This window comes from Spartinivicinus poritis (assembly GCF_028858535.1).
In the GTDB taxonomy this organism is placed as follows: Bacteria; Pseudomonadota; Gammaproteobacteria; order Pseudomonadales; family Zooshikellaceae; genus Spartinivicinus; species Spartinivicinus poritis.
Genome location: NZ_JAPMOU010000026.1, coordinates 21,182 through 33,476, shown reverse-complemented (window position 1 = coordinate 33,476; position 12,295 = coordinate 21,182). Strand labels below are relative to the sequence as shown.

Genomic DNA, 12,295 nt, shown 5'->3' with positions numbered 1-12,295 from the left:
ATGTGCTGACAATAGCACTTACCGCCAGTGTAGTATTTCATTATGAAAAATGCTTGAAGAATTATTATCAAAGACAGTCAAGAGTTGGTAATCAGTTGGAGGCTGTGCTAATTGTATATATAGATAAGGTATTTTTGTAGTTATTTGAGTTAGTGTTAATGCCGCAGTATTCGCAGTCTATTCATATTGCCTCTTCCTCTTTAGAACCTTTATACCCTTGGACATACGCCAAACTTCACTGGCAACACTGGATACCTGACTCAAAAGAAGCCAATATTCCTGGGATACGGGCTAGTTGGGCAAATGTGCAGCTTGATCAGCAAAACTTGACGGCTTATGCTGACATTTGTGGGGTTAACCTGGTTACTGATGTTGCGTTTTTAGGGGATAGAGGATGGTATAGCCATGAAATTCCTCCTTTATATTGGTTGTCACTAACAGCTCCTATTCAAATGCAATTGTTACAAGGTGATAACTTACCTTTATCTTTATTGACTACCCGGCTAGCGTGGATTCGCGTATTAGCGAAGCAATATCTACATAAACAAACAGCGATTGATTTTAAGTTTTTTTTAACAGCAGTAGAGCCATCTGCGCTAGGTTGTCAGGTGACTTTATTGATAAATGCCATGATTCAACAGGAAATTATTTGGCAAGCTGAAGTAGGGTTTGTAAGCCTAGGGCGACAAAAACTGACTGAAGCGTTTCGTCAGCAGCAGTGCCATCTAAATGCACAGTTGTTGAAAGTTGGCTACTGGTATGTACCTGTGGATATGGGAAGGCAGTTTGCACGTATTTCAGGTGATTACCATCCCCTCTATGTATCTTCACTACTGGCACGGATGATGGGTTATCGACGGGATGTTGTACAGGAGCTATGGTTATTGGCTGCAGCCATTGCCCATTTTCCCTTACCGCCTCAACCTTTTTTGCTGGAAGCTCAATTTGGTGGGCCAGTTTACAATGGTAGTAAAGTTGATTTGTTTGGTCTGCAAAACCCTAAAGGCTATAGCCTACAGCTAACAACGCCTTGCCAACAGGTGCCGGTTGTCAGTGCAAAGGTTGTATCCTATTAGCGCCTGACTATTTCTCGTGTTCCTTAACTAAATTATTGTTACACTATGAGTCTACATTATTGACGTTGAAGACAGAGAGATTATGGCTATTAAAGCAGACTTTCAACTGGACACTTCTGGGCTGTGTTGTCCTGAACCAGTGATGTTACTGCATAATAAAATTCGGGATATTAATGCGGGTGATGTACTGGAAGTCGTGGCAACAGACCCTTCAACTACACGCGACATTCCAAAATTCTGTGCGTTCTTAAATCATGATTTAGTGGCCCAGGATGAGCGGGAACAAAAATATTATTATTATATTAAAAAAGGCTAAATACACTTTATCTTGCCTTTTTTAATCGCTGGGGAATAACGCTTTTTTTGATGATATTAAAAATTTAATACGCTTACGTATCTACCAATAATGAAAAGGCAGCCATGGCTTCTGGGTCATTGGATTTAATTTTGTTGGCAATGCGATGATGAAAAAAGTACTTAAATCCTGGATGATTTTGCGCTGCAAACAGGCAAGGGTCACCTGGTAAAACGGGCGTTGATTCTACTTTATTATCATCAATTAACATCGCGTGAATGCGACCGTTATGTAACAAACGCCAACTGACGACTTCTACCAGAGAAAAACTGGCAAAATTATTGTAGGTAATAATGGCATGGGTGCCAATATTATCTGGAATTTCATGCACGACATCGTCAGCCTTTTCGAATGAGGCTTCGTAGTATTCAGCAGAGCTTTCCAATTCAACAATTTTATGCAGAGGTGCTTCAAAAAATATTTCGTCAATCCCAGCATCATAATAACCCTCCCAATGGCCGTTAAGGGGGTCATTTAATTCATCACAACTGACAATGTCATTAAGCCAGGGAACCATGGCTACTACTTCGCCATTTGCCCGTAATGCCCAGCAGAGAATTTTCATGCTGAACAGCTTATTAGGATTGGAGTCATTGCTGTAAAGCATTTCGAGACCATCTAATTCAGGTGCAAGGCGAATGACTTTTCGGGAATCCTGATTGGCGACAGGTTGGCGGGTGAAGATATCAATGACATTTTCGCTGGGCTTTTTGGCTTGGAAGGTACGCATAAAAGACCTCATCCTGCTGCAAAGAGTGACTGACTGGCCTAATACTGCTTCCCTGCAGGTTAGCTACAATCTCACTCTGGCTTGCTACTACAGTTTCAGTATAGTTAGTGACTGACTGCCCTAGCAAATCACAGCGAGTTGCGCCACTAGTACTGTAAGCAAAGACAATACCAGTCGACTTGTGGCTAAATGCAAGCCTATCTTCTAATAGTAATAATTACGTTACAGTTTGGATCATTAAAAAGCAATCAAAGTTTCAATCACTTAGCTGAGGCATCAATCGGCATTGCTGTAATAATTGTTCCCAGGCTCTGGCATGGCGTTTTGTTGCTTGCTTAAACAAAATAAGTTGTAACGCAGGTTGATTTGGCTGTCCTATCAGCTCGCGTTTAAATCGCAGCCAAATTGGATGGGCTGATTGGGTCGAAAGCTGTTGCAATAATCGTTGCATGGCTTGTTGCCACTCAACTTGTAACTGGTTTAGGTGAGCCAGGTAAGGCTGAACCTCTCCAATGTAAAATTTTCTGAAAACAGTATTTAAAATTCTTGCTTTGGGTGTTGGCTTGTTTTGAGGGCAAAGTGGTCGTGTTTTTTGCCGTTGTTCCAGCCAGTGGCTGATGGTGGTTAAGTTAACAATAGCCAGCTGAGTAGCTTGACTGAGCTCTCCCAGGTAGCGACGCTGATATAGTTGTTGAAAGTGCTGATCCCAGGCAGATTGTGGTGCGAGGTGTGTTAGCTTATCTGGCATGTGCTTAGCCTGAGCTGTAAAAAAGGTTAACGCTGCAATCGAGCCTTCTGCACGACGCTTATTGGGTGCTAACGGTGGTGTACTGAAACTCAGTGAAAGTAGCATTTCATCCGTAGCAAATAAGCTATTCCATAGGGTGGCAGGGAGGGCTGCGGTTTTTTGTTGCAGCCAATCCTGAAGCTGCTTGACCAACTGATTGTTATTTTGTGTTTCTGGGTGGGCTAAGCACTGATTGATTGCTGCAAGCAATGTTACTTCAAATAAAAACCGATGGGTGTCAGCCATCACCTTGCCTAAAGCACTATTACGCTCTGCAAGCTTTTGGGTGAGTGGCTGGCAGTGGGTAATAGCAAGTACATCAAATAGGTCTAGCCGTACATCAGGTAGAGGAAGCTTCAGGGTTCGTTTATCCAGATTTAGCTTAAGTGGAGCTGGTTGAGGTGATTTATTATCAATAGCCAGGGTTCTGGCAATACGACCGAGGTAGTTGTCCATCATGGCTTCGGCACTGGGCTGCTGGTTGCAACTGGATAGACACAGTGCAGTGAGCAATAACCCAATTGTCATTAATAACCTGTTGCACAAATTACAGAACCATTGTGTATTGTTTTGGACTATGGATATTTCCAGAATAGACACTGGTAGTCGCCTTAGAGCATGCAGCGATTCAATAAGTCACAGGCTTAAATCAGCTCGGTCAGAGAAAACTGGTCGTTATTTAGTGTTAGACCAGGCTGATAGTGATTTAATAATTGTTCAGTAAATAATTGGGCGCGCTTGGGTAGCCCTACTTCTAAATAATTGAGGGTTTCTCGAAAAATAGCCTGCTTAAAGGCGCTGGTATCAATAGGAGGGCCGGACAGGTTATCGGCACTAATAAAAAAGCGGATGCCAGCCGCTTTAGAAAAAATCCACTCCAAAGCTTGGGGTTTGCTTTCGACTTGCTCAAAAGCTGTTTGCTGTTGCTGGGTACGACCATCTGGCTGATACCAATAGCCATAATCCAACAATAAACGGCGTTGTGGGCCTGCAATACACCAATGGGCTATTTCATGAAGGGCACTGGAAAAGAAACCATGGGCAAAAATAACTTGGTGATAGGGACTAGTTTCAGACTGAGGAAGGTAAAGTGGCTCATTATCACCTTTCACTAATACTGTGTTTTCACTTTGCTGAAAGCATTGGTTGAATAGTCCAACTAAATCATCACACTGATGTTGAGCTAACTTAGGGGGTGTGTTGGTTGTTAATTGTTCAATACAGTCGTTCATGATGATGATTGTAATAGTGGCGTTGGCACAACAGTAAAACGGTCGGGAATTATAGCACATGCGTTGGCAGCTGGTATATTTTGTAAAAATGGTTAATTATTTCACTATTGCAAAATTGCCTGAATAAAAATAGTGAGCACATCGATATTATTAGGGAGTGTACTATAGTTGTCTAAAACCTATCCTGAAGGTTGCAGGTATGAGCAAGCAAACAGTAAAAGCGATGTGCTTTTTGGTTTTATTTTATTTTGCGCTGGGGCTTGTATTACTTGCTTTTTTATTAGTTTATCTTGATGGCGTAGATGGAATTTTTCCTGGTTTAATCAGCGGTATTGTGGGCTATAATCTTTTAGAATATCTGGATGAAATCTAGCAAAATATAACTATGCTGGAATAGATAACTATTGAGATTCTTATAAGTTGTGTCGGTAATGCTATGAAAAAATCTTCAATTATTGTGATTTTCATAGCGTTGTTTACTCATATAGCTGTTGCTCAACCGGTTCACATTTGTAGAAATGGGCCAGAATATGCACCATATGTTTATTGGGAAAGAGTAGCTGGTAAACCGACTAAAACTAAAATCATAGGTGCGACAACTGAATTTTTACAGGAAATCTTTAGGATAGTTGGTTTGAAATATACCCAGGAGCTAATTCCATGGAAGCGCTGTTTACATGAGGTAGCCAATTATGGAGAGTTAAAAAAATATGAAATGTTTACTGATGGTTCATATAGTGAAAAAAGAGCAAAAAAATACTATATAAGTACTCCTATTTACAAATTACACGAAGGGCTTTGGTACTCAAAAAATAAATTTCCAGATACGCTTCCGGTTATTATACCAAAAGATCTTAATCGCTTTCGACTGTGTGGACTTGCTGGCAATAATTATGATTGGTTGCTTGAATTAGGCGTTACTAAAAGGCTTGACACTGGTACCATTGACTTGCCCAGTATTTTAAAGAAATTATCAGCAGGTCGTTGTGATTTTTATTTCAATTCACTAGAGCCAACATATGGTGGTGAGTTAGTTGGGAAATATACTATTCCAAAGGATATAGTAGGTGTACCTTTTCCTGGAAAAAGAGAGCTTACTATGCATCTATTTATTGCCAAGAGTTCCTCGCGTGCCTATGAACTATACACAAAAATTAACCAAGCAATCCTTTTACTTCAATATCAAGGAATAGCTGACCAGATCTATAAAAAATATACGCCAGGTGGTACAGGATTGTGATTGGTTATCTATACAAAGGTAGCCTGCCTATAAGATTATTTTACTGTATTAATCTGTTATTCATTTTATTAGCTGAAACTGCTAGTGCGCTAGAAAAAAACAAACGCTGTTTTTTTCGGTATTGGATTTTAGTGCAAATTATGTAATGAAAGCGGTTTGTCAACATCTTGGATTAACTATTGAAAATAGGAAATATCCTGCAGAACGAGCGTTAATAATGGATTGATAGAGGGAGAAGTGGCTTGGTGCTTACCCAATTCTTTTAGCTGATTTAACTGACCTTAAAATTTTACTTGTCTGATTCCGATATAGTACCAGTTCTGACAAATTCTATTAACTTTCCAGTCTCTAAATTAATAAGCCTATATCTTACACTCTATTGTTTTACTTTTAGACATTATTGATCTACTCACTCACATAATATTATAGGTATTAACCGCAGTTTACCCGTTGTTTGCTACTTAACTAAATAAGGTATAGCTGGAAATCTATAATGTGGCATAAATAGAATGCCTCTACCCTCAGATACAGCCTGTTTATTGAGCGAATCGACTATGTCACTTTATGATTTTCTAGCTATACAACTGTGGTATAAGAGAGTTATTCTTACATGTGATATACCCTTCACGAATGACTTCTAGGTTTATTATCTTCACTCCTAATCACCAAGGATGGTGTGAATGCAGTTAATGCATGGAGCATTCGTATTGGGTATATTTGTAATGTGTTATAGAGACTGAAAGTTTTATAACATATGTATTTTATATATTGATCTAAAATGTTTCGTTGGTATAACATGAGTCGTCTGAACTGTTTTATAGGTTGTTATTGATGAGCTAAAGAAACCGTTTTCCCTCCATTGTCTTCATCATTTGTTTTATAAGGCTTGTATAGTCTATTTAGTAATGTTTAAAACAATTGTTTTGTTCGTCTACTCTTTTTACTTAAGGATTCATGCAATATGAATAAATTTGTGCTGCTTAGTGCTCTAGCATTATTAGGCGTGTCGGGTTGTGCCAACGTATCACTTTTTACAGAGCAGGACTCTACACCGATCGTTGTCAGCCCTAGTGATGATCGAGCCTATCAAGTTTTAACATTAGCAAATGAAATTGAGGTTATTTTGGTATCTGATCCTCAACTGAAAAAGTCGGCTGCTGCCTTAAGTGTTGGCGTTGGGTCAATTCAAGATCCCATGTCTCAACAAGGGTTAGCCCATTTTCTAGAGCATATGTTATTTCTGGGTACAGAACGCTATCCTGATACCAAAGGCTATTCGGAATTCATGACCAAACATGGTGGTGCGCACAATGCTTATACAGGGCTTGATATCACCAACTATATGTTTCAAATAAATAATGATGCTTACGACCAAGCATTGGATCGCTTTTCTGACTTTTTTAAAAGTCCCAAGTTATACCCTGAATATGTAGAGAAAGAAAAGAATGCAGTGAATGCAGAGTGGTCAATGTCTCGTGAAAATGACTATGCAGGTCAATTTAAGTTATCCCGCAATATCTTGGGAGACCATCCAGCCAATCGTTTTTCCACCGGAAATCTAGAAACACTTTCTAATAAATCAGGGAGCAAGCTTCATCAGGAGATGGTCGATTTTTATAATAAATACTATTCTTCTAATATTATGAAGGTGGCTATGGTTTCTAACTTACCATTAGCTGAGATGGCCCGTTTAGCCAAACAACATTTTAGTGGCATTAAAAACAAGCATATTGAGAAGCCAAAGGTAACCAAAACAATTAATTTGCAACAGGCGGGTGGTAAGCAAATTTACTATCAATCCAATGAAGATGTGCGACAACTGGTGCTTGATTTTACAATACGTAATAATCAAGCCGATTTTGCCAGTAAACCAAATAAGTTTGTGACTTATTTATTGGGTTCAGAAATGCCTGGTACCCCAGGTCAGTTGTTGAAATCAAAAGGATGGGTATCATCTTTTTACGCGGGCTCGTACCCCAGTAGTTATGGTAATTATGGAAGCTTATCCGTCAACATTGAGTTAACTCAAGCAGGGATGAAAAATCGGGATAAAATTGTTGCTATCGTTATGCAGTATATTGACTTAGTCAAGCAACAAGGAGTCAATGAAAAGTATTTTCAGGAAATTAAAACATCGTTAGATAATGAGTTCAGATTTCTAGAGAAGTTTGATGATTTCATGTATGCGGCATTTCTTGCAGAAGATATGCAAAACTATCCTCTGCAAAATGTGATTAATGCACCGTACTATTATAAAACATTTGATGAAAATGCAATCGAGTCTGTTTTAAATCAGTTAACACCTGAAACATTGAATGTGTGGTATATCAGTAAAAATGAAAAAACGGATAAGCAGCTACATTTTTATAATGGTAAGTATAGAATTGAAAATATCTCTGCTGAAACTATAGCAGGTTGGTACGATTCTACTAATATGAAGCTCAGCTTACCCTCAGTTAATCGAATGTTGCCTGAAACATTTGCTATTAAAAAAGTCAGTAAAAATAATAAGCCAGAACTAGTAGTTGATAATAAAGGTATTAAAGTCTGGTATCTTCCAAGCCAAGCCTTTAAAGAACAGCCTAAAGGATCAATTGATGTTTATTTTAATAGCTCGCTAGCGCAAAATAATATCAAGTCGACTATCCTTTTATCTATCTGGTCTGATTTATTTCAACTTCAGCAAGCAGAGCTCATTGAAGAAGCGAATACAGCGGGAATGCAAGTGTTTGTACACCCCGAAGCAGGTGGGCTGTTATTATCAATCAGTGGTTTTACAGATAAACAAAAAGACCTGTTGAGTAAAGCACTACAAAATATTCAGGTTGAGGTCGATGAACAACGCTTTTTACAAGCAGTTGATCGACTTACTCGAGAAGTTGAAAATGAGAAAAAACAACTTTCCGTTAGCCAGGCCTTTAATGCATTTGGCCAGCTGATTACAAAAGATTCTTGGGATAAACAAGCGTATCTTCAGGTTGCATCAAAGCTGACAAGTAAGGATTTACAAAGCTTCATTAAACAGTTGCTCAGTCAAAATCAGGTAAGAGTGTTTGCTTTTGGTAACTACGATAGTCAAGATATTAACGAGATGGCTGCAAAGTTGAAGCGCCTATTACCTGATAACCACAAGATCACAGAATATACGCGTAGCAAATCCTGGGAGCCCAAGGAAGGTCAGTTATTTGTTGTGAAAAAAGACATTGAAGTTAATGATGTAGCAATCATTGATTTACAGTCACATTCAGAACCAGGGTTAAAACAACAAGCCAGAGCGAGAGTACTAATTGATCATTTTGCAAACTATGTTTTTGATAAATTACGTACTGAGGAACAGCTTGCCTATGCTGTGGGAGCCATTGCCCCCACTATTGATGAATATGCAAGTGTGGGGTTGTATATTCAAACACCGGTCAAAGGACCAAAAGCCATTCAGTTAAGGCTTGATCAATTAAAGCTTGAGTATCAGCAAGAGTTGAATAAGTTACCCGAGGCGGCTTTTAAGCAGCTTAAAACCAGTGCGTTAGTGGCACTGAAAGAAAAACCAAAAAACTTGAGCGACGAAGTTAGCCCATTTATCAGTGACTGGTATGATGAAAATTATCAGTTTAACACTAAAGCGCAATTGATTGCTGAGATAGAAAAGGTAACCTTGGATGATATCAAGCGTTTTTACGCAGAGACTATGGGTAACCCAAAAGCACCACGCTTGAATATTCAGATGAGGGGTAAAAAGTTTGCTAACCAACCATTTGCCAGCTTTAAAAACCAAACTGAAGTAAAAAGCCTGTCAACATTTCACCAAATGATTTCTTATCAATAAACCTGCCTTGCTTCTCTGGTTATCTAATGGATAACACCAGGTGATAACTAGAGAAGGGCATATCCACTGCTGCAAGAGCTGCGGTCGCTACTTACATTAAAATAAATGTACTTGAAATAACCTTGTTTGCAGTTTACTTCATATCGGACAACAGTTTTGGGTTGGTGACCAGTTTTCTAACACCATGGGCATGGTCTTCTTTGAAAACGTTATCCTTACACCATTCGCCCAAATTATTGATATCAACTTTTGTGCAAAATGGCCGTACACTCCAGGTTACTTGAAAAGGTGAACACTTTTGTTCGGTAAACTTGGGACCGGTGGTAGAGCCTAAAAATTCTACCGGTTTACCCGTATTGTTAGGTAAGGCTTTGGCTTGGTGATAGCCATCTTCCATATTACCGTCATAAACCAAATCATTAAAATTGAGGGAAGAAGAATCATTGACGACAGTAAATACCTGAGATTCAACGCGAAGGTTCGGGTTGGAACAGCTATCAGATAGACAAGAAGTTAAGTCTTTACCTGGTTTTATATCGCAGGAAGTGTACACCCAGTGGACTTCAATAGTATCACCAGGTTTTAACCCCTTGCATACTTCATTTTTAGGTGGGGCTAACTCTGCTGAGGAAAGTGACTTGCTTGTATTACACTGATAACCGCCACCATGACCATGATCGCCTTCCCCTGCATATATGGAAAAGTCCTTTGCTTTATGCTCAGCATTATTGTGAAAATGAATGTTGCATAGGTTCATACTTTCATAGCGGGGAGCCAAGCTAAATAGTCTTTTGTTTTCACCCGCAAGTTGATCGATATCTCTTGGCGCTTGAGGGCCAAACCCTTCGCAGGCTGAGCCACTCGCGTCACTGATTACGACAGCAGGGAAGCTACTCATCACACTAACCAATAACGTTAACAGAAGTCGATGTTTAACTGAGACCATTTATATTCCTCCATAGTTTTTATAACAAAAAATCGCAACACTAGTAGTATTGGTTTAGTCATGATGCACTGCTATTAGCAGCTAACCTGTCGCTGGTTAGACTTACACTTATTACAGCTACTGTATTTATAGGCTCGATTGCTAAGGAGCACACATTAAAAAACTATGACATATTGATATGACTCAAAAATTAACCTCTGTTTTATGGGATAGCTTGATAATGAAGGCTAATCGAGGCAATAGCTGAGGCTTATCGGAAGAGAAAATACCAAAAAGAAAAGCCAATATCAGAAGATGATTAGTAAATGAAATCTAGGCAAGAGAAGGAAAATAAAAATATTGAAACTCGTTTCAATAAATTAAAAGAAAAAATTATCTCACATAATGAGGCGGTTGTCAGAATTACGTGACTACTATTGCTAGACAATACTATTTGATAGTGTAAAGCAACTGTTTTACTAACGTTGTCTGATATTAATTACATGACAGTTACCTTCTTGTGCGGCAATATCTAAAGCCGCTAAGGTTGGCTCATCTAATTCTGGTAGCCAACTGACAACAGTATGACTTTTGCCTAAAGTGAGTGCCTGCAAGGTTAAGTCTTTGATAGAGCTTTCATTGCTGGCAGTAAGAAATAAGACCTGTTTATTATTAATATAGGCATCTTGAAGCCACTTTAAGGTCATGTTGCGATATTGTTTGGAACAGACGACGGTTAACCAGCGTTGTTTTTCATGATGGCTCAACTGTGCCAACATAGGTGGAATAAATGATGTCAGTGGAATACGGGCAGAAGATAAAATAATTTCTGTAATATGCGTAAAGCCATTGTGGTCTGTCGATAAAGGGAAGTGATGGGGTTGATTTGGCGTGCTATGGTTGGGTTTTGAATCATTGTCACTGCCATTGAACTCCATGGGTATATTTCCTATTTTATTATCAAAACGAATGACTGTAAAAGAAGGGTGTCAGGTGATGAGCGACAGCAGCATTCTTTATAAAATAAATGAAGATTGTTACTGCAAGTCATACAATAATAGACTTGTCTCATCTTCTATTATGTTAGTTAAGCGACGATAACAACGTCTAAAAAGTCATTCGAAAAGAATATTGTCATGTTCGTTAGTTACAGCTGAAGTGTATCACTGACAAAAAATCCATATCTTTGGCCTAATTCACTGTATTTACCATCTTGGGGGTAGATTGTGGATCAGAGTTGATAAAAAGATGTAAAACTGCAAATTAAGTCGCTTTTTTAAGAAAAGGTAGTAGCTATTAGATAATTAATTTCCCCTTGGGTAATTTGGAGCATATATCGATGGTTACCCAGGGGACCAAGTTATTTTTTTTCAGCTTTCGTATAAAAGGTTAGTGTCTAATGACGCCAACACTAATTCCTTCGATTGTGAAATTTTCGCTATGTAAGTTCACTTCGATAGTATTGAAGCTGCTATTTTCTGGATGCAATAAAACGACTTCTCCTTTTCGTTCAAATCGCTTAACGGTTACTTCATCATCAATTCGAGCAACGACGATTTGACCATTATGTACATCAGTTGTTTTGTGAACGGCTAATAAATCGCCATCGAGAATGCCACAATCCTTCATGCTCATTCCTTTAACTGTTAAAAAGTAATCAGCACGAGGTTTAAAAAAACTAGCCGGTATCTGGCAGTAGTTGTCTATATTTTGTTCGGCTAAAATGGGGAAGCCCGCAGCCACTTGCCCGACTACAGGAATACCTTGTTGGGTTTCAGAGGGGATCCGAATACCGCGGGAGGTGCCAGCAATAATTTCGATAGCACCTTTACGGGCAAGGGCTTTGAGGTGTTCTTCGGCAGCATTGACAGAACGAAATCCTAGCTGTCGAGCAATTTCGGCTCGGGTGGGAGGAAAGCCGGTTTCTTCAATATGGTCTTTAATAAATTGAAAAATTTCAGCCTGGCGAGCAGTTAATTTAGCCATTGAGATGGCTCCTTATACCTATTTGAATACTTACTAATTTAATGAAATAACGGCTTTTTATAGCGGCTGTGGTTTTATACAGTTACTGTGATTATATCCAGTTTGGACTGACCTTCAACTGTTTTCAACTATTTCGGTCCC

The 12,295-nt window shown here is 39.0% G+C and carries 11 protein-coding genes; 5 read left to right on the top strand and 6 right to left on the bottom strand.

Annotation, left to right across the window (positions count from 1 at the left end):
• Positions 1-158: 158 nt before the first annotated feature.
• On the top strand, positions 159-1,076 hold the full coding sequence (locus ORQ98_RS18320) for a hotdog family protein (RefSeq protein WP_274690259.1): 918 nt from the start codon (positions 159-161) through the stop codon (positions 1,074-1,076).
• Between the two features lie 82 nt (positions 1,077-1,158).
• Positions 1,159-1,392, top strand: coding sequence for a sulfurtransferase TusA (tusA, locus tag ORQ98_RS18315; protein WP_180566777.1), 234 nt, complete (start codon positions 1,159-1,161; stop codon positions 1,390-1,392).
• A 73-nt stretch (positions 1,393-1,465) separates the two neighbouring features.
• On the opposite strand, the gene ORQ98_RS18310 is transcribed toward tusA, so the two are convergent.
• The 3 genes from ORQ98_RS18310 to ORQ98_RS18300 form a co-directional block, all read right to left on the bottom strand.
• Positions 1,466-2,161: a hypothetical protein gene (locus ORQ98_RS18310; protein ID WP_274690258.1), complete on the bottom strand. Its 696-nt coding sequence runs from the start codon at positions 2,159-2,161 to the stop codon at positions 1,466-1,468.
• A 256-nt stretch (positions 2,162-2,417) separates the two neighbouring features.
• A complete protein-coding gene (locus ORQ98_RS18305) occupies positions 2,418-3,476 on the bottom strand; it encodes a DUF3080 family protein (protein ID WP_274690257.1) in 1,059 nt (352 codons plus the stop codon).
• Between the two features lie 116 nt (positions 3,477-3,592).
• Positions 3,593-4,240: an elongation factor P hydroxylase gene (locus ORQ98_RS18300; RefSeq protein WP_274690256.1), complete on the bottom strand. Its 648-nt coding sequence runs from the start codon at positions 4,238-4,240 to the stop codon at positions 3,593-3,595.
• A gap of 139 nt (positions 4,241-4,379) precedes the next feature.
• Between ORQ98_RS18300 and ORQ98_RS18295 the strand changes: the two genes are divergently transcribed.
• From ORQ98_RS18295 to ORQ98_RS18285, 3 genes are all read left to right on the top strand, one after another.
• Complete coding sequence (locus ORQ98_RS18295; protein WP_274690255.1) at positions 4,380-4,553, top strand: hypothetical protein; 174 nt, start codon at positions 4,380-4,382, stop codon at positions 4,551-4,553.
• A gap of 63 nt (positions 4,554-4,616) precedes the next feature.
• Positions 4,617-5,420 carry a substrate-binding periplasmic protein gene (locus tag ORQ98_RS18290; protein WP_274690254.1) on the top strand — a complete coding sequence of 268 codons (804 nt, stop codon included), beginning with the start codon at positions 4,617-4,619 and terminating at the stop codon, positions 5,418-5,420.
• Positions 5,421-6,381: 961 nt separating this feature from the next.
• Positions 6,382-9,243 carry an insulinase family protein gene (locus ORQ98_RS18285; RefSeq protein WP_274690253.1) on the top strand — a complete coding sequence of 954 codons (2,862 nt, stop codon included), beginning with the start codon at positions 6,382-6,384 and terminating at the stop codon, positions 9,241-9,243.
• A gap of 133 nt (positions 9,244-9,376) precedes the next feature.
• Here the strand turns inward: ORQ98_RS18285 and ORQ98_RS18280 are convergent, their stop codons facing one another.
• The 3 genes from ORQ98_RS18280 to lexA form a co-directional block, all read right to left on the bottom strand.
• Positions 9,377-10,189, bottom strand: a complete 813-nt coding sequence (locus tag ORQ98_RS18280) for a delta-class carbonic anhydrase (protein WP_274690252.1) — start codon at positions 10,187-10,189, stop codon at positions 9,377-9,379.
• Positions 10,190-10,647: 458 nt separating this feature from the next.
• Positions 10,648-11,106, bottom strand: a complete 459-nt coding sequence (locus ORQ98_RS18275) for a SulA-like leucine-rich domain-containing protein (protein ID WP_274690251.1) — start codon at positions 11,104-11,106, stop codon at positions 10,648-10,650.
• Between the two features lie 451 nt (positions 11,107-11,557).
• Positions 11,558-12,154: a transcriptional repressor LexA gene (gene lexA, locus ORQ98_RS18270; RefSeq protein WP_274690250.1), complete on the bottom strand. Its 597-nt coding sequence runs from the start codon at positions 12,152-12,154 to the stop codon at positions 11,558-11,560.
• Positions 12,155-12,295: the final 141 nt, after the last annotated feature.

Coding starts and splice junctions, on each gene's coding strand:
- ORQ98_RS18320 (WP_274690259.1), top strand. CDS start 159: ATGCCGCAGTATTCGCAGTCTATTCATATTGCCTCTTCCTCTTTAGAA.
- tusA (WP_180566777.1), top strand. CDS start 1,159: ATGGCTATTAAAGCAGACTTTCAACTGGACACTTCTGGGCTGTGTTGT.
- ORQ98_RS18310 (WP_274690258.1), bottom strand. CDS start 2,161: ATGCGTACCTTCCAAGCCAAAAAGCCCAGCGAAAATGTCATTGATATC.
- ORQ98_RS18305 (WP_274690257.1), bottom strand. CDS start 3,476: ATGACAATTGGGTTATTGCTCACTGCACTGTGTCTATCCAGTTGCAAC.
- ORQ98_RS18300 (WP_274690256.1), bottom strand. CDS start 4,240: ATGTGCTATAATTCCCGACCGTTTTACTGTTGTGCCAACGCCACTATT.
- ORQ98_RS18295 (WP_274690255.1), top strand. CDS start 4,380: ATGAGCAAGCAAACAGTAAAAGCGATGTGCTTTTTGGTTTTATTTTAT.
- ORQ98_RS18290 (WP_274690254.1), top strand. CDS start 4,617: ATGAAAAAATCTTCAATTATTGTGATTTTCATAGCGTTGTTTACTCAT.
- ORQ98_RS18285 (WP_274690253.1), top strand. CDS start 6,382: ATGAATAAATTTGTGCTGCTTAGTGCTCTAGCATTATTAGGCGTGTCG.
- ORQ98_RS18280 (WP_274690252.1), bottom strand. CDS start 10,189: ATGGTCTCAGTTAAACATCGACTTCTGTTAACGTTATTGGTTAGTGTG.
- ORQ98_RS18275 (WP_274690251.1), bottom strand. CDS start 11,106: ATGGAGTTCAATGGCAGTGACAATGATTCAAAACCCAACCATAGCACG.
- lexA (WP_274690250.1), bottom strand. CDS start 12,154: ATGGCTAAATTAACTGCTCGCCAGGCTGAAATTTTTCAATTTATTAAA.